Below are 25395 nucleotides of genomic sequence, written 5' to 3'. Positions count from 1 at the left end.
ATATTATTAAAAAACCATTTACATTTTCCCGGAACGGGTATATAGTTAAGAAATCATGACGGATAGGAGGTGGGGAGGAAATGCAACGCAAAGCTGCTCTTTTGTTCATCGGTCTCGTGATGTCGATTACACTGCAAGTAATGGTGCTACATCCAATTTATCATCTGGGAACGGATGATATCCAACCACAGCATGTCGTCATCCATAAGGCCGATTTACCGGATGATGAAAAACATTGGCTTCCGATTATAGCACAAACAGCAGTCCTGACTTTTCTGCCATTGCTGCTTGCCACAAGTATGATACAAGCACGTATGTTGCAGACCAAGCAGGCGGTCCGGCATTTCCTGCTGGCCGTCTTCTATCAATCGAGTTACCGCTGAATAGGACTCCTTTTGCTTTAGGTTGTTTTAGCAATCCAAAGGAGGGGACGAAAATGTTTGTGGCAAGAGCGATCATGGTCATAGCACTTTCAATCAGCGCACTATCCATCTTTGCATATCAAGGCATTGAAGTGGTGCATGCGATTTCAGACCTATTCAGCAAAAAAGGATAAATGGAAAAGAGCGTATTCTTGAGGGGGAATACGCTCTTTTTATTTAATCGATTAATTTGCCAGGATTCATGATGCCATGCGGATCGATTGCACGTTTGATCGTGCGCATCAAATCATAGGCTGCACCATGTTCCCTCGATTGATATCTTTTCTTACCTACCCCTACCCCATGTTCACCTGTGCAAGTACCATCATGTGCAAGCGCATAGTCCACAATCGCTTCATGAATCTGTTTGGCTGCAGCCACTTCCCTTTCATCCGCGAAATCCGCCATCGCAATGATATGAAAGTTCCCATCTCCCACATGTCCTACAATTCCAGCTTCCAAGCCGCTTTCATCCACTGCCCGTCTTGCATGCAGAATCGCCGCGGAAAGCTCGGATATAGGCAGACATACATCTGTTACAAGCATTTGTTTAGTCGGAGCCCCTTGTATGTAGTAATAAGCCAGATTATGCCTTGCATCCCACAATCGCTCTTGAGCGGCCTGATCTGTCTCTGCCAGGAATTCGACTACCTCGAAAGGTTTTAATAATTCCTCCATCCGTTTGAGCTGATGCTGGAGATGCTCGACCTCCCCGTTCAATTCAAAAAAGATGGTAGGCTGTTCGATATAAGCTGTTTTGGCGAAATGATTGACATGTGCTACCGAATCAGCATCCACGAATTCAATCCGCGCCAAATCCAGTCCGGCAGTACGAAGTGTTACGACAGCCGTAACGGCTTCTTCGAAATCATGGAAGACAGCACGTGCAGCCACTGTCGCCTCAGGTATCGGGTATACACGGAGTGTAAGTTCCGTAATGATACCAAGGGTACCTTCCGAACCAGCAAATATACCCGAAAGATGCAATCCGGAAGATGATTTCACTGCCTTTGAACCTGTGTGGATGATTTCACCGTTCGGCAATACTACTTCCATATCAAGTATATTATCCCGCATCGTGCCGTATTTCACTGTATACGAGCCGCTTGCATTCGTACCCGCCATCCCTCCAAGTGTTGCTTCAGCACCAGGATCTACACTGAAGAATAATCCATGCTTCTTTAGGGCATCATTCAACTGGAACTGAGTCAGCCCTGCTCCGACAACAACATAACCATCTCTATCTCCAACTGCCTTCAGATCATTCATCAATCCAAGATCCAGTGATATTCCTCCATCATAAGGAATAGCATGCCCTTCCAAGCTGGAACCTTTCCCAAAGGGAGTGACAGGCACCCCGTGTTCGCTGGCAAATGCAAGGATTGCGCTGACTTCCTTCGTATTCTCCGGAAAGACTACCACATCCGGGTCTGCCTCAGGGTGATAGGATGCATCATGGTTATGCTGGCTGATGACTGCATCTGCTGTTGATATTCTCCCTGGATTTACAATCTTACTCAGTTCTTTCACAATGTCCATGCCTTACTGCACCTTCTTTCTATATATAAATAAGCTTAACATGATGGTTGTAAATTAAAAAGCAGAATAATTAGAATAAACAAACACGATAAGATAACCCGCAGTATGTATATTTTTCTAAGTAAAAAAAACAATAATAAAGTAAATATCTAATTTATTTCACATCTGTTAAATACTCTGATACCGCGGTTTTCTGGATCGTCAACCAGTATGTGAAATATCACACAAACTCAACAAATGCAATAGTTATTTTAAATACTTTGTTAAAATTGATTAACAATTGATTAGTGATAGAATTGTCTGTGGCAGTTACAAAAGGTAAGTAATCATTCGAAAAGGTGGAATCAGATATGAACACATATCGTAATAATGAAGATGGATCCATTTCCACTTCTCTAAGAGGCAAGAACTTAATTTCAAATCCTTTTCTAAATAAAGGTGTCGCTTTTACAAAAGAAGAACGCGCAGAGCTTGGTCTTGAAGGCGTTTTGCCAGCGACAGTTTTGACATTGGATGAGCAGGTGAAGCGTGCTTACGAACAGTTCAATGCACAGCCTAACAACTTGTTGAAAAACAATACATTGAACCAGCTTTACAACCGTAACGTCGTTCTTTACTATCGTCTTTTGACAGATCATCTAAGCGAAATGCTTCCTGTCGTTTATACTCCGACTGTTGGACAAGCTATCCAGGAATACAGCCATGAGTACACACGTCCAGGCGGTGTTTATCTTGATATCAACAACCCGGACGGCATCGAACAAGCATACGAAAACACATTGCTTAACACTGATGAAATCGACTTGATCGTAGTAACTGACTCTGAAAGTATCCTTGGAATCGGTGACTGGGGTGTTGGCGGTTTGAATATCTCCATCGGTAAATTGGCTGTTTACACAGCTGCTGCAGGTATCGACCCTAACCGTGTACTTCCAGTAGTAATCGATGCTGGTACAGATAATGAATCATTGCTTAACGACCCACTTTATGTTGGTAACCGCCACAAACGTGTTCGCGGTGAGCAGTATGATCAGTTCATCGATGCATTCATCAGCAAAACAGTAGCGAAATTCCCTAACGTACTTCTTCACTGGGAAGACTTCGGTAACCGTAACGCTCGTAACATCATTGATAAGTACGGCGACAAGATCCTTACTTTCAACGATGATATTCAAGGAACTGGTGCCATCACACTTGCAGCTGTCATGAGTGCTTCCAAAGTAGCTGGTACACCAATCAGCGAGCAGCGCGTCGTTGTATTCGGTCCTGGTTCTGCAGGTATCGGTAATGCCGACCAAATCGCAGCTGCCATGGTACTTGATGGCATCTCCAAAGAAGACGCATTGAAAAACTTCTGGGCGATCGACCAACGCGGTCTTTTGACTGATGACATGGACGGCATCGCTGACTTCCAGCAACCATACCTTCGTCCTGCAGATGAAGTAAAAGACTGGAATAAAGAAGATGGCATCATCGGACTTGCTGAAGTTATCCGCCAAGTGAAACCGACTATCTTGATCGGTACTTCCGGACAAGCTGGTGCATTCAGTGCCGAAATCATCAAAGAAATGGCAAAACATGTGGAATATCCAGTTATCATGCCTATGTCCAACCCAACACCGCTTGCTGAAGCAATTCCAAAAGACTTGCTTGAGTGGACTGACGGAAAAGCATTGATTGCAACAGGCAGCCCATTTGATCCTGTTGAATACAAAGGTACAACTTACCACATTGGTCAAGCGAACAACGCCTTTGCTTTCCCTGGTCTTGGACTTGGTTCCATCGCTGTAAAAGCTAGCCGCATCACTGATTCCATGTTTGCTGCTGCAGCCAACGCAATCGCGGACATGGTTGAAAGCAACACACAAGGTGGCTCTTTGCTTCCGGCAATCGACGAACTTCAACCTGTTTCAACCGCTGTTGCAGAAGCAGTTGCCAAAGCTGCAATCGAAGACGGCGTATCTGATGCAAAACCTGAAGAAATCAAAGACCTTATCGCTAATTCTGTATGGAAACCAGAATACAAAACCATCAGAGGCTAAGATTTTAAAGAATTTCTCATGGTGCAGGTGACTCCTTCCAATAAGGAGGCACCTGTATTAATTTTGACAACTTGAGCAACATTACTACTGAGGGAGTGGAATGAACATGAGTTTTGGTGAAATTTTCATCATTCTAATACCGATCTTCTTCGTAATCCTTCTTGGATTCATCGCAGGAAATCGAGGCATATTCAACAAAGAAACATCTAAAGGGATCAACACACTTGTAACAAAAATTGCACTGCCAGCACACTTATTCGTCGGGATCACAACTACTTCCCGTGAAACGATTTTTGATAAAGCATCTTTCCTTGGGAGTTTGCTGATCGGAGTTATCGGATTCTTCATCGTTGTACTTCTTGTCACTAAATGGACTTCTAAATACGATTTCGTACAATCAACGATGTTCTCCTTGAACTCTACTCAGCCGACTTTCGCCTTCATGGGTATCCCGGTTATGGGAAGTCTATTTGGCGCCGATGCAATCGCAATTCCAATTGCCTTGATGGGTATCATCGTAAACGCAGTACTTGATCCACTGTCTACCATCCTTGGTACAGTGGGCGAACGTAATCGTGGTACAGGCTCAGATGAGAAACAAGAAAGCTTGTTCAAAGTGACAATGAAGTCCATCCTGCATGGTCTTAGCGAGCCGCTTGCTTGTGTCCCAATTGTCGGTTTGCTTCTTGTGCTTATCTTTAATTTCCACCTGCCTGAACTAGGCGAGAAATCACTCGATCAAATCGGTGATGTAGTATCCGGTGTTGCCTTGTTCGCAGTCGGTGTTACAATCGGTATCAACAGAATCAAACTAAGCTTCTCTGCATTCTCGATCGCAATCCTGAAAGCTATCGTTCAGCCGCTTGCTATGGTTGCCATCGCGCTTGCACTTGGTTTGAAACACGATGATTTCGTAATGGCTGTATTGCTTGTATCCTTCCCAGGTTCTGCGGTTGCATCTATGATCGCAATTCGATTCAGAAGCTTGGAAACAGAGGTTGCATCTGCTTTTGTAATCAGCGCAATCCTCTCTATCATTACATTGCCATTCTTAATAACGGCCATAATGTAAAACAAAAGGAGTATCCCTTTTTCGGGGATACTCCCTTTTTCTATTTGACGGCAGGAAGGTCATCTGATTTCGACATTTCGTCTCGCAAGTAATCCATGTATCGTTCCAAAGTGGTTAGAATTTCATCTCGTTCGTCATCCGACAAGTCACCAGCATGCTGCAACTTCTTATATGGATATGCACTCACTTTACTTCCTTCCTTTCATTTTAATGTAATTGATTATGTTGGTAGCTACTATATACCCCAGCCCCCAGGGCAAGAAACATATGTAATACACTTGTAACAGAATTTTCAAACGATTATATCTATAAAAAGAGCTATTGTCCAGATTGGCCAATAGCTCTTTTTTGCCTTATTTAATGATTCTTACACGCTCTTTTAGCGGTTTGAACTCTTTATCGCCAGCTGGCATTGTCGGTTTACCGAAAGGCATCTGCGCACGAAGCTTCCAGTTGGATGGGATATCCCATTCTTTTTGAATTGCTTCATCCACTAATGGATTATAATGCTGTAAGCTTGCACCGAGTCCTTCCATTTCCAATGCAGTCCATACAACAAGCTGATGCATACCGGAAGTCTGCTCAGACCAGATCGGGAAGTTATCCGCATATAGCGCGAACTGCTCTTGAAGACCTTTTACAACTGTTTCATCTTCAAAGAATAGCACCGTACCATATCCATTACGGAAAGATGCGATTTTTTCTTCAGTCGGCGCAAAGTTATCAGCTGGGACAATCGCACGAAGCTGATCTTCCGTGATATCCCAGAAACGGTCATGCTTGTCCCCAAGAAGCACGATAACCCTTGTGCTTTGAGAGTTGAATGAAGATGGTGTGTATTTTACTGCAAATTCCACGATTTCCTGAATACGCTCATCAGAAACCGGAGATTCTTTTGCTAGTCCATAGATTGACCTTCTGTTTTCCAATGCTTTGAAAAAGTCTTGTGTCATTTATTATCCCTCCAAAAAATGTAGTGCCGCTTGATAGCATACCCGAATAGGCAAGCCTCTATTAGTTACATAAGGTAATCGAGTTACTTTCAGTAATTAATTTATCGCATTCAAAAGAAAACGTCAATAAAAAAGGACGCTGTATATGAGCGTCCCATTTTTTATAAGTGAATATCGACACCTGGACCAACTTGCAATCCGAGCAAACTCCATATGACAAACATAATGATCCAAGCAATCAAGATGATGACTGCAAATGGCAGCATGAGAGACATCAGCGTCCCTAAACCAGCTCGTTTATCGTATCGTTTCATGAAACCAAGCAGCATGACTACATAAGGACTCATCGGAGATAAAATATTGAAAGCAGAGTCCCCGATACGGAAGGCTACCTGCGTGTAAGCAGGGTCATATCCCAACTGGTAAAACATCGGTATGAATACCGGCGCAAGTAGTGCCCAAAGTGCCGAACCACTTGTGATGAACAGATTGACGATGGCACTGATCAGTGTGAAGCCCACCATAGCCCCTATACCTGTTACATTCATATTCTCCAAAGCGATACTGCCATTTACAGCAATAATCGTACTGATATTTGTCCATTCAAAATATGCAATGAATTGGGCAGCTGCAAATACAAGTACAATGAATCCGGACATCTCCTTCATTGCAATGCCCATCTTTTCCGGAATGTCCGAAACCTTCTTTAATGTACCAGCAGTAAATCCATAGGATACTGCCAAGATGATGAAGAGGATTAAAATCAAAGGAACGATATTGCTTAAAAAGGGTGATGGGATGACTGTTCCCTCTTCTCCGCGCAGGATACCATTGGAAGGAACGATAAGCAGCGAAACAAGAATGATATAAATCCCCGCAGCAATCAATGCATTCCTAACGCCACGTTTCTGCTCCGGTCGCAATTTTTCAATCTGTTCATTAAGGATACCCTTGTCCGCAAAAGCGGGATCATAATCACCGAGACGGGGTTCAATCAATTTTTTGGAAACGAAAGATACGACAAAAACGAGCATGATGGTGGAAGCAGCCATGAAGTACCAGTTATCAAGCGGCGTAACCGCCCGCGCATCACTATACTGCCCTTGGATGACTTCTGTGGAAATACCCGATAGCAGGACATCTGTTCCTGCAATCAAAAAATTCGCTGTAAAACCAGCCGATACAGCTACGAACGATGTCAGCAGACCTGCAATCGGATGCTTCCCGATAGAATAATAAATCATTGCGGCAAGCGGCGGTATGATTACCATTGCAGCATCCGAAGCAATGTTTCCTAGAACACCAGTAAAGATGATCATATATGTTACAAGACTCTTCGGGATATTCATCACCATCCCTCGCATGACCACTTCAAAGAATCCGACATGCTGCGCGAGCCCGATACCGAACATCATGACCAACACAAGACCTAGCGGCGCAAACCCAGTGAAGTTCTCAAGCATAGAGGATAAAGCAAATGTCAAACCTTCTGTTGATATCATGTTGTTTACTTCCACAACCTCATTTTCCGGTGTGGTGACGGATACGCCAAGCATACTCATGACCCAGGAAACGATGGCAATGAATACTGCCAGGTAAATGAACAACATGAATGGGTCAGGCAACTTGTTACCAGCCCGCTCTATTGCGGAAAGGAATCTTAGAACTTTTCCTTCTTCCTTTGCAGGCTTCTGTGAGCCGCCGTTTTGAACCTGATTTTTCATCTCTTTACCCCCAATCTGTTTGTCAAGCTAATATAGTTGGCTTCACGCCATCCGGAATAGGGCTTGTATATCCACCTGCCCCCAGACGTTTTTGCATTTCGAGCTTCGCAGCTTCCAGCTGCTCCGGTTTATCGAATAGAGATAGTGCCGTGGCTGCCATCACTTCACTTGCATACAACATCCCTTTTTGGGCAAGGGATGTTTTGCCTTGTGATACTACTTGCCATGTATGTAATGGCGTCCCGACAGCGAAGCAGGCTGCGTGGAATTGAACAGTAGGTGTGATTCTGCTCACATCCCCCACATCAGTCGAGCCATACTGGAAATTATCGGAATCATGATATGGAATTGGTGTTGCTAGGATAGGTGATGCATCCATTTCTTTTTCCCACAGTACCGCATCCTTTCCAATCAGCTGCAAAATGGATCGTTTATCAGAGGAAATATCCTCTTCACTCAATGTCGTCTGAATACCTTTGGCAAAATCAAGCTCATCTGCTGTATAATCAGGGACTTTGATGCGTTCCACTTGTTCTTGCATGATTTGTTCAAGGACCGTATTACGGATGAATCCGGAACAAGCTTTATCAAATGTTATCTCCAGCTCCGTTTCCGTCATCAATGCCGCACCTTGGGCAATCTTTACGACTCGCTGATAAATGCTTTCCACCTGTTCTGTCTCTGGAGCCCTGACTAAGTAAAGTACTTCAGCTTCCGGTTGGACAACGTTTGGAGACACCCCGCCAGCGTTCGTAATCGCATAATGCAGACGCGCATCCTGTATAACATGCTCGCGCAGGAAGTTCGTACCGATATTCATCAATTCAACTGCATCCAGCGCACTTCTTCCTAAATGAGGCCCGGCTGCTGCGTGTGCACTTTTCCCTTTGAATTTGAAATACACTTGATAGTTGGCAAGAGTCTCGGCTCTTTGCACCCCGCTGTGCGTAAACGGGTGCCATGTAATGGCTGCATCCGCATCATCGAAGACACCCTCTTTTGCCATGAACGTCTTTCCCGATCCACCCTCTTCTCCCGGGCAGCCGTAATAACGGACTGTACCGCTCCATTCGTTTTCCTCCATATATTCCTTGACTGCCAACGCTGCACCAAGCGCACTTGTGCCAAGCAGATTATGTCCGCATCCATGACCTGTACCTCCAGGTATGATTGCCTTCTGTTCAATGGCTCCCGCCTCTTGGCTTAAATCCGATAGAGCATCGAATTCTCCCAAAAAGGAAATGACCGGCTTGCCTTGACCGTAATTTGCTACAAAAGCTGTCTCAATCCCCGCTATCCCGCGCTCTACTTCAAAACCTTCCTCTTCCAGTACATTTGCAAGCAGAGCAGCGGATTGCTTTTCTTGAAAGCGCAATTCCGCGAACTCCCAAATCCGTTCACTCACCACGCATAGTTTCTCTGCTTTATCTTTTAAAAGGCCATCCACCGAGATTGTTTCCATTGGCTCTCCCCCTTGGCACGAGATTTGATGTTAGCTTTCTTCACCTGTGATGTTACATAAAGAAATAAAAATCCGCAATAGCATATCGTCAAAAAAGTCCAATAATTCTATTTTTGTTGTAAACTATTCTACCACAACCCTGAGAAAACGCTTACATATTTGACAAAAAAACAGGAAGTCTTTTCTCCCTTTTTGGAAGAAAACTTCCTGTTTTATACATCAATGAGTAAATTGCGCGTCATAAAGGCGACGGTATGCCCCTTCTTTTTCCAATAACTCGCTATGTTTCCCTTCTTCTGTGATGCCTTGCTTGGTGACCATAATTATTTTATCAGCATGTTTGATTGTAGCCAGGCGATGCGCAATCACCAAGGTAGTCCGTCCCGCTGACAACTCATCCAACGCTTCCTGTATCTTCACTTCCGTTTCAGTATCCAGTGCAGATGTCGCTTCATCCAGAATCAAAATCGGCGGGTTTTTCAAGAAAACACGCGCAATGGATATACGCTGTTTCTGACCACCGGAAATCATTACACCTCTCTCGCCGATGACTGTATCCAATCCATCCGGAAGTTCTGCAAGAAAATCAGTCAGCTGCGCTCTTCGTGCCGCTTCCTCGATCTCTTCATCCGTTGCACCCAGCTTACCATAGGCGATATTCTCTCTGATCGTGCCACCGAACAAATATACATCCTGCTGCACAATCCCAATTTGACTGCGCAGAGATGCGAGCGTCATCTCATTGATTGGTATACCATCGATGGTTATCTCTCCTTCATTCCGTTCATAGAAACGCGGCAGCAAGCTGCAAATCGTGGATTTACCAGCCCCTGACGGACCGACAAAAGCGACCGTCTGCCCGGCATTGATGGAGAAACTGATATTTTTAAGGATCGAGCTGCCTTCTTTATACCCGAAGGAAACATTATCATACCGGATATCCCCAGACAAAGCTTCCACACGCTTTGCATTCGGAGCATCTTTTATATCCGGGTCCAGCCGCATGATATCCATATAACGCTGGAAACCCGCAATTCCTTTCGGATACAGCTCAATGATGGCACCGATTTTCTGAATCGGCTGGAAGAATACGTTTGTCAGGAGGATGAAGGCTACCAAATCGCCGTATGACATCCTATCCTGGATGATGAACCATGCCCCGGCAACTAACTGGAACACCGCGATGAATCGCATCAGCATATACGTAACGGATAAATTCAAAGCCATGATTTTATAAGATAGCAATTTTGTCAGACGGTAGCGTTCATTATTGACCTTGAACCGCTCTTCTTCATGCGCTTCATTGGTAAAAGCCTGAACGACCCGGATACCGCCGACAGTGTTCTCGATACGGGAACTGAAGTCCGCAGTATCTTCATTCATCCTCCTGGAGGCTTCTGTCATTTTCTTATTACAATAAAGGACAATCCAAAATAAAATCGGCACGACCAGCATTGTCATCAGCGCAAGCGGCCAATTGATGAAGAACATGATCAACAGCGCACCAGCAATCGTCATCACTGCTATGAACAAATCTTCCGGTCCATGGTGGGCCATTTCCCCGATCATGAATAAATCATTGGTCAGGCGGGAAATCAAATTGCCTACTTTCGTGTTATCGAAGAAACGGAAACTCAGCTTCTGCATATGCGTAAACAGCTGTTTACGCATGTCGCGTTCTATATTGATGCCAAGCTTGTGTCCCCAATAGGTTACGATGTATTGCATGACTGTACTCAAACCATAGACGATGAACAGCAAAATGCATGCAGTAACGATCCAGCTCCAGTTCTCCGTCGGAAGCAAGCGGTCCACCATCATATTTACGCCGATCGGAAAAGCCAGTTCCAGTATAGCTACAAAGACTGCACTGCCGAAATCCAGCATGAACAGCCGTTTATACGGTTTATAAAAAGCGAAAAAATCCTTTAACAAGAACCAACACTTCTTTCTGAGAATGATTATCACTCTATTTTACATAAAATAGCCCGACAACGCATCTCTTTATCAGAATTTAGTACACAAAAAAACCGGCGCATGCCTGCACCGGTTTCCCCTCATACTCCTTCCTCGACTCGTCGAAGCTCATCCTGCTCCCCTGCAATCAATTTATCCAGGAAGTAAGCAACGCCAAATTCATCATTGGATTTTGTCACATGCGTAGCAATTTCCATAAGCTCTGTCATCGCATTTTTCATGGCTACACCGTTACCAGCAACCTCGAACATGCTGATATCATTCGGACTATCCCCCACCGCATAGATATCTTCCCTTTGGATTCCGTACTTTTCAGCAAGCATGGTAACTGCATATCCTTTACCTGAATTCTCCGGCAGAATCTCCAAAATATGCTCCCCGGAAGAGGTCACTGTGATTCTGGAGTTCTGACTGATTGCCTTATATACTCCAGCCAGACTTTGCAGATCAAAACTGAAGCAAAGAATCTTGAAGATTGTATTTTCATCAGTGAAAATATGATCGATATTCGGAACAAAGCGAATGCCGGATTGTTTGAATTGAGACATGGCACCGACCCATAACTGCTCCAGACTTTCATCCGTGTTGGCAGATACCACCTTATCCAATTCCGCTTTCAGCTTCTCCTCCCCATTATATGGGGAAAGCAGCTCCGTTTCTGTATACACTTCAAAATAGATATCCTGCTCTACAAGAAAATTCGCAATTTCCTTTGCCAATTCTTTTTCAAAGGTAATCTTATTAAGTAATTTATAACCTACATCGTGAATCGTGCCGCCATTGGATGCGATGATCGGGATATCCAAATCATCACCTACAAGGGATTTCACATCGAATGTCGCACGGCCGGTACTGATGGCAACCAGCATATCAGCATCGATGGCACGCTTGATTGCGGCTTTATTTTCTTCGGGGATTTGACTCTCGGTATTCAGTAATGTTCCATCCAAATCGATCGCAATCATATTTTTAGCCAAGTAAAATCCTCCTAATAATAATATTTTTATGTAGTCATTTCTGCCATTATTAAATTATAATGGTTTATTGTGGGACTTTTCAATCGAGAGCAGGTGAAAAGGTTTCATCTTATAACGAAAGAGGAAAAGGCTTACATATTATAACATAATTATCGCACAACTTAGGAGGTAGCAAAATATGCAGAAAAAGCAATCAAGCAGTTTATTGTATTTTTTTGGTGCATTAGGCGGCTTGCTTTATGGCTATGATACTGGAGTCATTTCTGGTGCGTTGCTGTACATCGATGAAGATCTTGGCCTCACTTCCTTTACAGAAGGCTTGGTCGTCAGTTCCCTTCTAGTCGGCGCCATCATCAGTGCCGCAATCACAGGAAGAGTCACAGATAAAATCGGACGTAAAAAGACGATAATCAGTGCTGGTATCCTATTCCTTATCGGTGCACTTGCTGCCGGACTGGCTGTCAATGTAACGATGATGGTTATTGCTCGTGTCATTCTTGGGTTAGCCGTCGGATGTTCCACTACCATTGTACCACTATACTTATCCGAACTTGCTCCAAAAGAAAAGCGCGGCTCTCTCGCTTCATTGAATCAACTGCTCATTACAATCGGTATTCTATCTTCGTACCTTGTGAACTATGCTCTGTCCGATGCAGGCGCATGGCGCTGGATGCTTGGACTAGCTGTCATTCCAGCAGTCATCTTGATCATCGGAATGATTTTCATGCCTGAAAGCCCGCGTTGGCTCCTGACAGTAGGAAAAGAAGAACAAGCCCGTGCTATCCTGAGACGTGTGCGGGGCGAAGATGCTTCTATCAATGAAGAAATCTCCGAAGTTAATAAAGCAGCAAAAGAAGAGGAAGGGGGTATGAAGGAACTGCTTTCCAGCTGGGTTCGTCCTGCATTGATTGCCGGAGTGGGAATTGCCTTCTTCCAGCAATTCATCGGTATCAATACAATCATCTATTACACGCCTATAACACTGGAGAATGCCGGATTTGCAGATACCGCTGCCATTCTTGGTACTGTCGGTATCGGGGCAGTGAACGTATTGATGACGATAATCGCCATCCGATTTGTCGACAAAATCAACCGTAAGACTTTGCTTATGGCAGGTAATATCGGTATGGTTGCCAGCTTGATCGTCCTTTCCACCATAAACTTGCTTGCACCTGATTCAACAGCTGCTACATGGGCAATCATCGTTTGCCTCGGCACTTTCATCATCTCTTTCTCGACAACTTGGGGACCTGTCGTCTGGATCATGCTTCCAGAACTATTCCCGACAAGTGTCCGCGGAATCGGAACAGGTGTAGCTACATTCGCGCTGCATGGCGCCAACTTGATTGTATCCCTGCTATTCCCGATTTTGTTAAGAGCAATCGGTATCAGTTACCTATTCTATATTTTCGCCGTGATCGGCATCCTTGCCTTCCTGTTCGTGAAGTTCTTCACGACCGAGACACGCGGGAAGAGCTTGGAACAAATCGAAGAGGATTTGCGTACACGCAGCAGTTAAATGAAAATGCCGCCCATATCGGGCGGCTTATTTATTTGGATAAGCTTTTCTTTTTGAAGACGATCAAAGTTACTGCCAATGCGACTATCATCCATCCTGCAAGCCAGATGACAGCTTCCTGATAAGAGGAAAATGCATCGCCATTTATTGCTCCGAGACACGCTTCCATCATATAACTGCCAGGCGTATAGCTTAAGATATCTGCTATTACACCATCTGGGAAAAACATCTCAATCATAGGACTGAAACCAAATAAGAAACTGAGCGGTAGTATATATACTGTAATCTGAACCATATTTTCACTAAGCAAGCCTACCAAAGTGCCTAAAGCAGCGAAAAGAATTGTACCGATGAGCAGTACGATAGACAACATCAACGGACTTTCAATACTTACGCCCATAATCAATATGGATACAACGAACATGATAATAGTCAAGATAACAGAGATAATACTCTTACCAGCCATGATTTCTGTAGTGCTTGCTGGTGAAAGTAATAAAACCTGCAGGGTGTTCTTTTCTTTCTCCTCCGCCAGCAATATCGACTGTACATACATCGTGATAAACGCAACATTGATTACAAAAATGAAAGCAATCGAAAAGTCCTGCGATCCATCCATCCGACTATACAGGACAGCCAAAAATATCGGCAATACCAAAATGGAAAGTATCGAAACATTTGATTTCAAATCATGGTATTCTTTTACAAGCATTGCGGATAAACGAGCCGTATTCATGCTAATTTCCTCCCTGTCACTTCAATGAAAATATCTCCCAGAGTCGGCTGATCGGAGTGTATAACCAAAACTTCCTCTGCCTGCATGTACCGATAAAGGCGATCAGCACCAACTGCGTCATTCCCAATTGTCTCTTCACGTCCATCTTTCAGTACTAGATGTATTGTATTCTTTGCATACTTGCGCTGGAGCTGCTTCGGTGCATCCATTTCCCGGATTTGGCCTTCATGCAGGAATGCCACCCGATCACAAAGCTGCGAGGCTTCCTCCATATTGTGCGTTGTCAGGAAAATCGTTGTTCCTTCCTGATTCAGATTCCGCAGAAGATCATGCATTTTCTGAACATTTCCCGGATCCAAGGCTGAGGTTGGTTCATCAAGAAAGAGGACTTCAGGCTTGTGCAATACTGCTCTAGCAAGAAGTACGCGCTGCTTCATACCCTTTGACAGTTTTTTCACCGGCTTCTTCTTATCTTCTGCCAAACCTACCATCTGCAGTACCTCTTCCACTCTTCCTGCAGCAACACCATATAACTTTGCATAGAAATCTAGATTTTGCTGTACAGTCATCCGTTCATACAACCCACTGTTATCCGTCAAGATACCTATTCTTCCCAAATCAACATCTTTCATTTTAGAAGCTGGTTTTCCCAGTATATTAACTTCGCCAGCAGTTTGCAGAAGTTGACCAGTGAGGATCTTGACAGTAGTTGTCTTCCCTGAGCCACTCGGTCCCAGAAAACCAAAGATTTCTCCTTTTTTTACATTGAATGAGACTTGCTGCAGCGCACGCTGCTGTCCGAATATCTTGGACAAATCCTTTACCTGCAATGCGTATTCCATATTGTGCTGCTCCTTTCCGTGCGTAACGGTTGATAACCCTAGCTTACTGTCATTCGCGAAAAAACGCTGTAAAATCAGGCTTAATAGCACCTAAAAAGGTTGAATGGAGCAATTGGGGCCCTGAATAATGCAAATTTCCATGTGAATGGAGCAGGTTACAAGCCGAGCATTCCCTTCAATTCCTCGAAGCGGTTCTTTGATAATGGGACTGAGCTGCGCGAATGGTCATCCAAGATCAAACTGAAGCTATTCCGCGTCCAGGTCACCACTTCCTTCACCTGCTGCAGATTCACAAGATAGGAACGGTGACAGCGGAAGAAGCCAAAAGCCCTCAACCGCTCCTCTAATTCCTGAAGCGTATATGTACATGGATAGACTCCATCTTGAAGATGAAGCTGCGCCACTCCTTCACTGCTCTCGATAAAGTTAATATCAAACGGGTTGAATAAAATGATCTTATCATCGATTTTCGCCGGTATCTTTTCTAATTTGACTGGCTGAACCACTTCTTCGCTCTCAGCATCTTCTTCATTTTCTTCCTCAACAGCTATCCGTTTACAGCTCTTATCTGTCAAAGAATAGACATGATTGGTCAGCGCTAACGCATTTTCCAAGTCTATAGTAGTAATGAGCATCGTTTTACCTTTCTTTCTCAGCTCTTCAATAATACGATGAATGATCAAGCTGGTTTCCAGATCAACATTCTGTTCGGGTTCTTCCATAATCAAAATCGGCTGATCCTGCACAAGCAGTCTGCCGATTTGCAGGCGGCGTACCTGCGAAAATGTCAATTTGCTGATTTTTGTACTTTGCCGCTCACGCAAGCCGATTTGCTGAATCACTTCTTCTAAATCGATCTTACTGCCATATAGTTTTCGAAAGAAAGCGAGATAATCCCTTACTTTCATCCTCGTATACGTTGCATCGTCAAGATAAAGAAAGCCAATCCGATCATTCACGGAACGCAGGTTTTCGATATTTTCACCGAATAGTAGTACACTACCGGTAGAAGGGTTTTCTATTTTGTTAATTATTTTAAGCAGCTGACTCCCAATCACTTTATTACAGCGAATCACATAACACTCCCCTGCTTTCAGCTCTATATCGATTGGTGGCAGGATCATTGTATTATGGGAAGTCTTGCTGAGATTATCGAGTTGCAATGTCGTCACTAATGGCTCGCCCCCTGTTTTACTTTTATTGTAAAGCTAACGCCATGAATTGGAAATACCGAATTGGAGATGAAGTGTCTTGAAAAAGAATATAGATGATTACCTCAATGAGGGTATATATGGAATTAAAGAAACAAAAGCAAGTGAGAGGAAAGAGTACCTGGGAACCCTCCGGGAGCGGACCATCCTGGCAATGACTGAGGGTGAGGTCGTTCAGCAAAAAGGTCTGAAACAGCTGGAAACGGCAATGAAAAGTTATCCGGATGCGTCCTTGCGCTTATCGGGAGAAGTGAATATACGTTTTTTCAAGCCATATAAAGCACTCGCGTCATCCTACCGCATCCCATACACATCCGTTACCAATCAGGGAATTGATGTGGATATTGCGCTCGTTCTGCATGTCGACCATGCGATAGATAAGCAAGAAATCTTCTTGGAGGAAGAAGAAGCTCCACCGGAAAACACCGAAAAAACAGATCATTCTTTTTCTTCCATGCTTAAGAATATTTTTAAAAGGCAATAGAACTGTTAAATGCATGTAAAATTCATATGATAGCCTGACAGAAAGGGGAAAAAAACTTGTATACATTCCATGCAAATGATCTCTCAGCCAAGACACATTATAAACTACTCACAGGCAGCATCATTCCAAGACCGGTAGCTTTCGTCACAACCCAGTCAGCGGAATCAGATATCGTGAATGCTGCTCCTTTCAGCTATTTTTCGATCGTTAGTGCAACACCGCCGCTGATCAGTATTTCGATACAGCGTACAGATGGCAGACAGAAGGACACAGCACGTCATGCCATTCGCTCCAAGGAACTTGTCGTCCATATCAGCACCGAGCCGATTGTCGAGGACTTGAACAAAACAGCAGCTACCTTACCCGCTGAAGAAAGTGAGCTTGTTCACACCAATTTGACGCTTGCAACGAGCACCTATATCTCGGTTCCCGGCATTAAAGAAGCGTCCATTCGTATGGAATGCACGTTATATGATCATATCGAAATAAAAGATGAAGAAGGAGCTATTACAGCCGACTTATTACTCGCAAAGGTGGCAGGCTACCATCTTTCACCGGAGGTTTACGATGAAAGTACCGGCTACCTGGATGCAAAAGCAATCCAGCCGATCAGCCGCTTGGCAGGCAATGATTATAGTAAGCTGGGTGATCAATTTACTTTGAAACGTCCAGAATAATAAGGAGAGTGGTGTACACATGCAGAAAACAGTCGTGATTACCGGAGCGAATTCCGGCATGGGTTTTGCCACAACGGTATCTTTAGCCAGGAGAGGTCATACAGTATGCATGCTCTGTCGTTCTGAAGAGCGTGGTTTGCAAGCATTGGAAGAGGCAAAAGAACGCAGTGGTACAGACAATATCCATCTGTACGTATGCGATCTCGCGTCATTCTCCAGTATTCGTGCCTGTGCAGAAGCATTGAAAACACAGTATCCTGTTATCGATATTCTCATCAACAATGCCGGCGTCGTCACAACAAAAAAACAATACACTGCTGATGGCTTGGAGATGATGATGGGAGTGAATCACTTCGGACACTTCCTGCTGACCAATTTGCTGTTGGAACTGATCAAATCAGCAATCCAGGGACGCATTGTCGTTGTATCCTCTGGTGCCTATAAAATCGGAAAAATCAACCTTGATGATTTAGGAGGAACAGAATCTTTTACGCCATGGCAAAATTACGGGCACAGCAAGCTTGCTAACCTTTTGTTCACAAAGGAGCTCTCCTTGCGGCTGCATCATTCAAACACCACGGTGAATGCTGTACATCCAGGAGCGGTCAGCACGAGTCTCGGGGTGGACAGACAGTCCGGTTTCGGAAAAAAAGTCCATCAGCTGCTCCGTCCATTTTTCCAATCACCTGCCGAAGGGGCAGATACTGCTTTATATTTAGCCGAAAGTCCCGAGGTGCAGCATGTATCCGGCGGATATTTTTATAAACGACGGATACAGGAAGTAAAGGGGCAGGCGGATAATGATGAATTAGCCAAACAGCTATGGGCAATGAGTGAAAGAAAGGTGGGATTGACTGTTTAGTCAATCCCATTCTGGCACAAGAAATTCGCGCTCCCTCAGCAATTCGATTGCTTCTTCCATTATCGATTCATCGTCTGCCGCTAATGTATGAAGATGAATGCCCTCCGTCAATTCTGATAAATAACCCGCTCTGCTGTTTGTTATCCTTTCAATGAACTTTTTGACTTCCCTGCGGCTGGAAACCATGATGGAAGCCGTTATCTGCCCGTAAACCGGATGCTCCACCCGGACATCCTTCACTGTCACACCTAAATCCACGAGCAATTCCAGCTCCTCTTCTGTCCGTTCTGGTGCATGCTGACATGCTACGATTCTTTCCACTGAATAAACAAGCTGCTGCTGCAGTATATATCCCTCACTCGTAGCAATGATCGGATGCTGCTCAGCTTTCAGCAGTGTAACATCGCCTACGATCACTTGCCTGCTGACATTTGCTTCTTTGGCCAATTCACTCCCCTTGAGTGGACCTTCTGCTTTCTGCAGCTTTTCCAGCAGCCATTTTCTGCGTGTTTTCCCCAATAGCTTCTTTTTCTCTTGAACCATTCTGATCCGCCCTTTTTGCTGTTTCCTGTATTATAGCAAATAAAAAAGACACAGCCATCCCAGCTGTGTCTTAGTCTGCATATACTTCCTGTTCCTTTTGTCCCGGAAGTACTTTCCACGGTGTCTGCTGCAGGAATTCGAAATAAAGCGGCGCAAATGGATGTCCGACATCAGAATTCCATGGTTTATTTGCACCGGTGAAATGAACGATGGCCGGTGATTGACGCGCTTCCTTGTAGCGTTTCCGTTCTGCCAGCTCCGTCGGCGTCTTGGTCTTGAGTATGATGAAGGATTGCGCATTCCATCGTGGATGGATTGGCTTCCACTTATCCCAAAGGATTGCATTCAATGCATCTTGATCATGTAAGTAAAGGAAGTCTGGATCATTGTTTTCATCAATGAATTCAAGCACCTTTTTCGAGATGTTCCGTTTACGCCAGCCCTCCATGTCAATGACCATCATGCCGGAATTGAAGTACTTACCTTCCGCTGTAATATTCATCTTCTCCAGTCGCTGCAGCTGGCCAGCATCTTCTACCGCCGCCATCAATTCGCCATCCAAATCCATATCATGCAGCTCAGCGATATCTTTCAGTATTAATGTATCGCAGTCGATATAAATGACCCGATCTACCTTTGGATCTGTAATGACTTCTGGAATCGAAATGCGGTAGTAAGCCGTTTTATTGATATATCTGCTTTCTGTTGCATTCTTATATGATTCGGTATCTATGGTGAGGAAACGAATCGGAACACCGAATTGCATCGTCGTCTTCATCAGCATCCGCTTGTTCGGCTTGGTAATTCCTCCGTCGATTACATATAGCATGATTCGTCTGTTTCGATTGACATTTGTAAGCAGTGATGCCAGCATCACACCAAGATGGTGAGCATAATTATCATCCGCACTGGAAACAACATGGATTGTATCTTTGTGATGCAAGACGTTCATCCTCCTTTGAAATCGTAAGTTTCTCTACCCTGCTTTCTATTTTTGAAAACATGAAGCCGCGGAAATAAGCAGATAGGACCTATAATTATTTGATAATTAGGACAATTATTCCGGTTAAAAAGAGCTATTACAACAAGTATTATTGCAATAGCTCTTTGATCAAGGCATTGATCAGGATAGCGGCTGATGAAGTTCCCATCCAAGTTTCAATATTTCTACGATGTAATCCGCAACTTCTTCCGGATTCAGATTATCAGTTGTAACGCGCGCATTATGTTCTGCATAAATCGCCTGCCGTTCATCGAAAATCTGCTGCACTTCGTCCACCGTCTTATTATGCAGTACAGGACGATTTTCGATCAGCAGATCCATACGTTCCTTCCATCGGTCCCAGCTTAAATCCAGAAATAGCACAAGACAGCTGTCGAGACATTTCTCCCTGATGGCTTCCTGTTTGAACGCACCGCCGCCGAGGGAAACGATGTTACATTGTTTATTATCACAAATATCGAGGACTGTATCCCGTTCAATCTCCCGGAAATATCCTTCTCCATGCTGAGCGAATATATCCGGTATCGTCATGCCTTGACGGCGTTCGATTTCAATATCGATATCGATGAAGTCCCTATATAGTTTATCGGCCACCAGCTTGCCGATTGTCGTTTTCCCGACACCCATGAATCCGATCAGGACGATGTTTTTCGCCCGCACGGGTATATGCTGCCTGCTCATTGTCCGCACACTAAGACTCCTCTCTTTCATACCGTATACTTTGTAATATGTTCTATTGTATACGATAAGTCAAAAAATCGTAAGAGAGAAATACCCTATTCAACTTTGGCATCCTCCAGCTCCAGATTCAGCCACTTCACTTCCTCGACAGTCAATTCGATATCGATTGCCGGGAGTGCTTCCTCAAGCCGCTGTACATTTTTACAGCCAACAATGGCGCATGTCGGAAAGGCTTGATGCAGGACATAAGCGACCGCAATCTGGTTCGCTGTCACGCCCTTTTTATTGGCTATTTCGGCAGCACGATCAAATCGTTCCCAGTTGTCATCATTGTAATAGACGCGAGCAACTTCTTCATCCGTCACATGGTTTCGGTCATATGTACCAGTGAAGAATCCTCCTGCCTGAGCAGCCCAGGAAATGACCGGCATCCCCGTACGGCGATGCCAAGCAAGGTATTCATCATCCAGCGCCACCGTCTCTGCCCACCGTACTTCATTCAGCTGTGCAAGGCTAAGATTCGGGCTGTTCACCATCAGCCTGTCATATCCTTTGCTATCGGCATAGGCATTGGCTTCCTCGATACGATCAGGCTCCCAGTTGGACACTCCATATACGCCTATTTTGCCGTCCTTTTGATGCTCATGCAGCATATCCATCAGTACTTGAACAGGTACACTCCGATCATCTCGATGTATGAGATAAATATCAATAAAATCAGTCTGCAAGTTCTCCAAGCTGTCATGAAGATCCTTTGTGATCTCGACCGGATCTACACGCTTCATCTCTGGATGATGTGTCCCATCCCGATCAATATGATAATGGCCGCCTTTTGAAATGAGGATGACGTCTTTGCGGGTATCGCGCTCCTGCATCCATTGTCCGATTAATTTTTCCGCCTGGTATTTTGCGTATTTCGGACCGGTATCTATCGTATTGCCACCTGCCTTCAAGAAGGCGTCCAGAACAGCGAATACATCTTGTCTTTTTTCTTCGAAGAATTTTGTCGTTCCCAGGATCAATTTTGAGAGCGGGCGCTCAATTCCTGGTATAGCTGTATATTTCATCCCGAAAAGCCTCCCTTTTATTCTGAAAAATAAGTCAGCGGGTTGCATACCTATTCCCTCATTCAGAGAAAAAGCATCCTTTGCCACTGCAGAAAAAACAGAGTTCTTGATTGGAAGAAGATGATGCGAGGTTGTTTCCTATGCGGGTGTATATCCACTTTAGCATTTTGTACAGGCTGACAGCAAATAAAATGAGCAGGCCTTTGGACGCCTGCTCGGATATTATTAGCCATTCATGACTTCAGTCAGAACTGGTACGATTTGTTTCTTACGGGATACGACACCTTTAAGTGTTGCCGTATTGTTGGATAGTGTCACGTTGAACGCTTTTTCGACAGCTTGTGTATCCGCTCCGATTGCAATTGCTGTGGAATCATTAGTCAGGATATTCGTGATGGCGAACAGATACAGCTTCAACCCTTTATCCGTGATCTTCTGCTTCATTGCTGCTTCCACTTCAGCTTGGCGGACAAGAACATCCTGTTCATCGACGACATTGACCTGGGCGATTTCCACTGTTGCATCTCCCATCTGGAATTCTTTTGCATCAAGTGTGATCAATTCGTCTGCTGTTTTCTTGCTGACATCGGCACCTGCTTTCAGCATATCCAAGCCGTATGTATTTACATCGACACCAGCAATCTCTGCAAGTTCCTTCGCCGCCTTGACATCCTGTTCCGTGCAAGTAGGAGATTTGAACAATAAGGAGTCAGAGATGATCGCACTCAGCATAGCACCTGCGATTTCTTTCGGAATCTCCACATCATGTTCTTTATAGATTTTTTTGATGATGGTAGCTGTACAGCCGACTGGCTCTGCACGATAGTAAAGCGGATCCGCCGTTTCGAAGTTCGCGATACGATGGTGGTCGACCACTTCAATGACAGAGACAGTATCGATATCTGATACACTTTGCTGTTTTTCATTATGATCGACTAGGATGACTTGCTCTGCATCTCCATCGATTGCCTCGATCATCCGGGGAGCTTCCAAACCGAAAGCGCTCAAAGCAAATTCCGTTTCTTCATTCAATTCCCCAAGGCGGACTGCTTCTGCTTCCATACCTAGTTTATTTTTCAAATGTGCGTATGCAATTGCGGATGTAACCGCATCTGTATCCGGGTTTTTATGTCCGAAGACGAGTACTTTACCCACTGCCTATCTCTCCTTTTTGCATTGCCGGCTAATACCGGACATGATGTTTTCATTTTACATGATTCGAGCCGTTTTAAAAAGGGACTCACTTGGAAACATACCTATTTCCGTGCACCCAGAAACGCCAAGGAAAATCCCGGGCTTCCTGTGCATTCGGGATTCCGATTCTTGGTCCTATCTCCACTTGCTCCGGTGTGTAACCTTGTGTGATATATAATGGCGGGTTGGTGAAATGACCGCCGTAATGCGATTGCATGATCCCCATCGCCTGACACAGCTTACCTGGACCATTCGTCAATTCCCTCTGCTTTCGTCCAGGTCTGCGTGTTTCCATGAGTCCAATGCCTTCCTTCGGTTCAAGTGCCCGGATGAGAACCGCTTCCGGTATCTCGGAATCAGCACTGACGACATTGAGCAGCACTTGCCGATGCATCGTGTAGGTATAGATATGACCCGGGGCATGGAACATGATCTCCGTCCGTTTCGTTCGGCGATTATTGAAGCTATGCGCAGCACGGTCGAGTGCTCCCCGGTATGCTTCGGTCTCTACAATATATCCGGAGGTGATCCCTTCCGGCGTTTCATGTACGAGCAGACAACCCAGCAAACTTGGAGCCAGCTCCAATGTGGGCTGCTCAAAGAATGACTGTGGCAGCGGTGGATAACTTGTCATTTAACATGCTCCTTTTTCAAAAGAGGTTTCGGTTTTTGCTCCTTCCCTTTTAGCATTACCCAAACTTGGAATAAGAATGGGGCACCGATGATGACGAGAAGGGCTATGATGGAAAATATCGGAATCGGATGGAAAGCACCGAAATGATCCAGCAGCATGCCTCCAATCAGCGGACCTGCCAAACTTCCAAAACCTGTGAATCCCATTGCCCCAAAATATGTCCCCTTCATATCAGGATTGGCAATCTCATCGATGAACATATCCGACATCGAGAATAACAGCACTTCACCGATCGTGAACAATATGACGGCAGCTGCAATCCAGATGATATTATGCAAGAATGCCATACTCAGCAAACTGATGGCAATCAGTACGTTCCCAAGCATCAAGGACAAAACAAGCGAATACCGTTTCGCCACAGCCACTATCGGATATTGCACAACCAGGACTGTTAGAGCATTCAACGTGAGCATCATGCTGAAAACTTTAGCCCCATCTTCTATCGTAGGCGTAGCTGCGAAAAATTGCGGCAAAGTGGCACTGAAGTGTGAATACCCGAACACACTGATCGTGACCCCGATCAGCAGGAACATAAATAAAGTATCCTTTCGCGTTACATGAAATGCTTCGCGGACGCTGATCCTGTTTGCGGCGGCAGCTGTTTCTTCCACTTTGACACGTAAGAATTGAAAGATCAAAACAAGTCCATATACAAAATACACGAAAGCAGCTATCAAGAATGGCGCTGTCGAAGAAGCAGAACCGAAGTACAAACCTAGGAGCGGTCCGAATACGACTCCTATATTAATTGCCGTATAGCGCAGATTGAAAACGAGCAATCGATTTTTTTGATCAGTCACATCCGACAAAAGAGCTTTGGATGTAGGTTCGAATAATGAACGGCATAATCCATTCAGCGCATTCATAACGAAGAATACCCAGATGGCATCCGCCAGTGCAAATCCTACGAAAACGCCACACCAGCCAAATATACTGATAGCGATGATTTTCTTTCTGCCGAATCGATCAGAAAAGTACCCGCCGTAAAAGCTGGATAGAATGCCGACCAAAGAACTGATGGCAATGATCAATCCTGTAAATCCAGCAGACGCTCCCTTCTCCTGCGTTAAATAAATTGCTAAAAAAGGAATACTCATACTAGTGGCCATCCTGCCGAACACCGTTCCGATGATGATCGTCCAGCTAAAAGGATGCAATGAACGTAAAACTGACATGCTGTCTCATCTCCTCATAATCCAGATTATAGCAGATTACGAGGGAGCTGTTCCTTGCATTCCCGAACCGCTCAGAAAATAATCAAAAAGGATCAGACTCATATCTGATCCTTCAATTTCTCTTCTTTTTTCAATAAATCGCGAATTTCCGTGAGCAGCTCCTGTTCCACGGTCAGTTCCTCGACTATTTCTTCTGTCTCCGGCTGCTTACGCTTCAGCTTATTCATTACTTTGACGACCATGAACAACGCTGCAGCAATCAAAAAGAAATTGATCACAGTTTGAATGAATGCACCATACTTCACTACAGCATTGCCAACAGTGAACTGAAGCCCGCTAAAATCGTGCCCGCCTGTGATGATACCGATAAGCGGCATGATGATATCGTTGACGAGCGAAGTCGTGATGGCACTGAACGCAGCTCCGATCACTACGGCTACAGCCAAGTCCACGACGTTTCCGCGTAACGCAAACTCTTTGAATTCCTTGAGCATCGTATGTATCCCTCCTTTGGCTAGTACCATTTTTGCGCATCCATC

At 44.6% G+C, this 25395-nt stretch carries 25 protein-coding genes; 7 read left to right on the top strand and 18 right to left on the bottom strand.

Annotated elements, in window-relative coordinates; all coding sequences use genetic code 11:
- Window positions 1-80: 80 nt before the first annotated feature.
- Window positions 81-383, top strand: a complete 303-nt coding sequence (locus AB1K91_RS11505) for a hypothetical protein (RefSeq protein ID WP_413089977.1) — start codon at window positions 81-83, stop codon at window positions 381-383.
- A 216-nt stretch (window positions 384-599) separates the two neighbouring features.
- Here AB1K91_RS11505 and AB1K91_RS11500 read toward each other — a convergent pair whose 3' ends face one another.
- Complete coding sequence (locus AB1K91_RS11500; RefSeq protein ID WP_413089976.1) at window positions 600-1961, bottom strand: FAD-binding oxidoreductase; 1362 nt, start codon at window positions 1959-1961, stop codon at window positions 600-602.
- Window positions 1962-2311: 350 nt separating this feature from the next.
- On the opposite strand from AB1K91_RS11500, the gene AB1K91_RS11495 reads away from it, so the two are divergent.
- Both AB1K91_RS11495 and AB1K91_RS11490 read left to right on the top strand, forming a co-directional pair.
- Window positions 2312-4003, top strand: a complete 1692-nt coding sequence (locus AB1K91_RS11495; RefSeq protein WP_413089975.1) for an NAD-dependent malic enzyme — start codon at window positions 2312-2314, stop codon at window positions 4001-4003.
- Between the two features lie 106 nt (window positions 4004-4109).
- Window positions 4110-5075 carry an AEC family transporter gene (locus AB1K91_RS11490; RefSeq protein WP_413089974.1) on the top strand — a complete coding sequence of 322 codons (966 nt, stop codon included), beginning with the start codon at window positions 4110-4112 and terminating at the stop codon, window positions 5073-5075.
- A 40-nt stretch (window positions 5076-5115) separates the two neighbouring features.
- Here the strand turns inward: AB1K91_RS11490 and AB1K91_RS11485 are convergent, their stop codons facing one another.
- From AB1K91_RS11485 to AB1K91_RS11460, 6 genes are all read right to left on the bottom strand, one after another.
- Window positions 5116-5262 carry a hypothetical protein gene (locus AB1K91_RS11485; protein ID WP_158221569.1) on the bottom strand — a complete coding sequence of 49 codons (147 nt, stop codon included), beginning with the start codon at window positions 5260-5262 and terminating at the stop codon, window positions 5116-5118.
- Between the two features lie 166 nt (window positions 5263-5428).
- Entirely contained in the window at window positions 5429-6028 is a 600-nt protein-coding gene (locus AB1K91_RS11480; protein WP_413089973.1) for a nitroreductase family protein, read from the bottom strand.
- A 161-nt stretch (window positions 6029-6189) separates the two neighbouring features.
- The gene (locus AB1K91_RS11475) at window positions 6190-7752 is read right to left on the bottom strand and encodes an AbgT family transporter (RefSeq protein ID WP_413089972.1); all 1563 of its coding nucleotides are present in this window, start codon (window positions 7750-7752) and stop codon (window positions 6190-6192) included.
- 22 nt (window positions 7753-7774) lie between these two features.
- Complete coding sequence (locus tag AB1K91_RS11470) at window positions 7775-9214, bottom strand: M20 family metallopeptidase (protein ID WP_413089971.1); 1440 nt, start codon at window positions 9212-9214, stop codon at window positions 7775-7777.
- A gap of 219 nt (window positions 9215-9433) precedes the next feature.
- Window positions 9434-11149, bottom strand: coding sequence for an ABC transporter ATP-binding protein (locus AB1K91_RS11465; protein WP_413089970.1), 1716 nt, complete (start codon window positions 11147-11149; stop codon window positions 9434-9436).
- A 122-nt stretch (window positions 11150-11271) separates the two neighbouring features.
- Complete coding sequence (locus AB1K91_RS11460) at window positions 11272-12156, bottom strand: Cof-type HAD-IIB family hydrolase (protein ID WP_413090060.1); 885 nt, start codon at window positions 12154-12156, stop codon at window positions 11272-11274.
- Between the two features lie 190 nt (window positions 12157-12346).
- On the opposite strand from AB1K91_RS11460, the gene AB1K91_RS11455 reads away from it, so the two are divergent.
- Window positions 12347-13687 carry a sugar porter family MFS transporter gene (locus tag AB1K91_RS11455; RefSeq protein ID WP_413089969.1) on the top strand — a complete coding sequence of 447 codons (1341 nt, stop codon included), beginning with the start codon at window positions 12347-12349 and terminating at the stop codon, window positions 13685-13687.
- 31 nt (window positions 13688-13718) lie between these two features.
- Here the strand turns inward: AB1K91_RS11455 and AB1K91_RS11450 are convergent, their stop codons facing one another.
- The 3 genes from AB1K91_RS11450 to AB1K91_RS11440 all read right to left on the bottom strand — a co-directional run bounded on the left by AB1K91_RS11450 (window position 13719) and on the right by AB1K91_RS11440 (window position 16389).
- The gene (locus AB1K91_RS11450; RefSeq protein ID WP_413089968.1) at window positions 13719-14423 is read right to left on the bottom strand and encodes an ABC transporter permease; all 705 of its coding nucleotides are present in this window, start codon (window positions 14421-14423) and stop codon (window positions 13719-13721) included.
- Window positions 14420-15265, bottom strand: a complete 846-nt coding sequence (locus AB1K91_RS11445; protein ID WP_413089967.1) for an ABC transporter ATP-binding protein — start codon at window positions 15263-15265, stop codon at window positions 14420-14422. Before AB1K91_RS11445 ends, AB1K91_RS11450 begins: the two co-directional genes overlap by 4 nt.
- A gap of 155 nt (window positions 15266-15420) precedes the next feature.
- On the bottom strand, window positions 15421-16389 hold the full coding sequence (locus AB1K91_RS11440; protein ID WP_413090059.1) for a LytTR family transcriptional regulator DNA-binding domain-containing protein: 969 nt from the start codon (window positions 16387-16389) through the stop codon (window positions 15421-15423).
- A 127-nt stretch (window positions 16390-16516) separates the two neighbouring features.
- Between AB1K91_RS11440 and AB1K91_RS11435 the strand changes: the two genes are divergently transcribed.
- Genes AB1K91_RS11435 through AB1K91_RS11425 form a run of 3 tightly spaced genes read left to right on the top strand, consistent with a single transcriptional unit; the run spans window position 16517 to window position 18499 of the window.
- The gene (locus AB1K91_RS11435; RefSeq protein WP_413089966.1) at window positions 16517-16960 is read left to right on the top strand and encodes a YueI family protein; all 444 of its coding nucleotides are present in this window, start codon (window positions 16517-16519) and stop codon (window positions 16958-16960) included.
- A gap of 56 nt (window positions 16961-17016) precedes the next feature.
- Window positions 17017-17637: a flavin reductase family protein gene (locus AB1K91_RS11430; protein WP_413089965.1), complete on the top strand. Its 621-nt coding sequence runs from the start codon at window positions 17017-17019 to the stop codon at window positions 17635-17637.
- Window positions 17638-17656: 19 nt separating this feature from the next.
- Window positions 17657-18499, top strand: a complete 843-nt coding sequence (locus tag AB1K91_RS11425) for an SDR family oxidoreductase (protein WP_413089964.1) — start codon at window positions 17657-17659, stop codon at window positions 18497-18499.
- On the opposite strand, the gene AB1K91_RS11420 is transcribed toward AB1K91_RS11425, so the two are convergent.
- The 8 genes from AB1K91_RS11420 to mscL all read right to left on the bottom strand — a co-directional run bounded on the left by AB1K91_RS11420 (window position 18500) and on the right by mscL (window position 25350).
- Window positions 18500-19042 (bottom strand): transcription repressor NadR, encoded by a 543-nt coding sequence (locus AB1K91_RS11420; RefSeq protein ID WP_413089963.1) that lies wholly within the window; start codon window positions 19040-19042, stop codon window positions 18500-18502.
- Window positions 19043-19112: 70 nt separating this feature from the next.
- Complete coding sequence (locus AB1K91_RS11415; RefSeq protein ID WP_413089962.1) at window positions 19113-19985, bottom strand: glycosyltransferase family 8 protein; 873 nt, start codon at window positions 19983-19985, stop codon at window positions 19113-19115.
- Between the two features lie 180 nt (window positions 19986-20165).
- Entirely contained in the window at window positions 20166-20726 is a 561-nt protein-coding gene (locus tag AB1K91_RS11410) for a shikimate kinase (RefSeq protein WP_413090058.1), read from the bottom strand.
- 95 nt (window positions 20727-20821) lie between these two features.
- Complete coding sequence (locus AB1K91_RS11405; RefSeq protein ID WP_413089961.1) at window positions 20822-21793, bottom strand: aldo/keto reductase; 972 nt, start codon at window positions 21791-21793, stop codon at window positions 20822-20824.
- Between the two features lie 225 nt (window positions 21794-22018).
- Window positions 22019-22948: a manganese-dependent inorganic pyrophosphatase gene (locus tag AB1K91_RS11400; RefSeq protein WP_413089960.1), complete on the bottom strand. Its 930-nt coding sequence runs from the start codon at window positions 22946-22948 to the stop codon at window positions 22019-22021.
- A gap of 85 nt (window positions 22949-23033) precedes the next feature.
- On the bottom strand, window positions 23034-23621 hold the full coding sequence (locus tag AB1K91_RS11395) for a DNA-3-methyladenine glycosylase (RefSeq protein ID WP_413089959.1): 588 nt from the start codon (window positions 23619-23621) through the stop codon (window positions 23034-23036).
- Window positions 23618-24856, bottom strand: a complete 1239-nt coding sequence (locus AB1K91_RS11390) for an MDR family MFS transporter (RefSeq protein ID WP_413089958.1) — start codon at window positions 24854-24856, stop codon at window positions 23618-23620. The genes AB1K91_RS11395 and AB1K91_RS11390 overlap by 4 nt, the downstream gene beginning before the upstream one ends.
- Window positions 24857-24954: 98 nt before the next feature.
- Window positions 24955-25350, bottom strand: a complete 396-nt coding sequence (gene mscL / locus AB1K91_RS11385) for a large conductance mechanosensitive channel protein MscL (protein WP_413090057.1) — start codon at window positions 25348-25350, stop codon at window positions 24955-24957.
- Window positions 25351-25395 lie beyond the last annotated feature (45 nt).

This window comes from Terribacillus jepli, assembly GCF_047228925.1.
Classification (GTDB): domain Bacteria; phylum Bacillota; class Bacilli; order Bacillales; family Amphibacillaceae; genus Terribacillus.
Note: the sequence above shows the minus strand (reverse complement) of the source record. Positions and strands in the feature narration are given on the sequence as shown.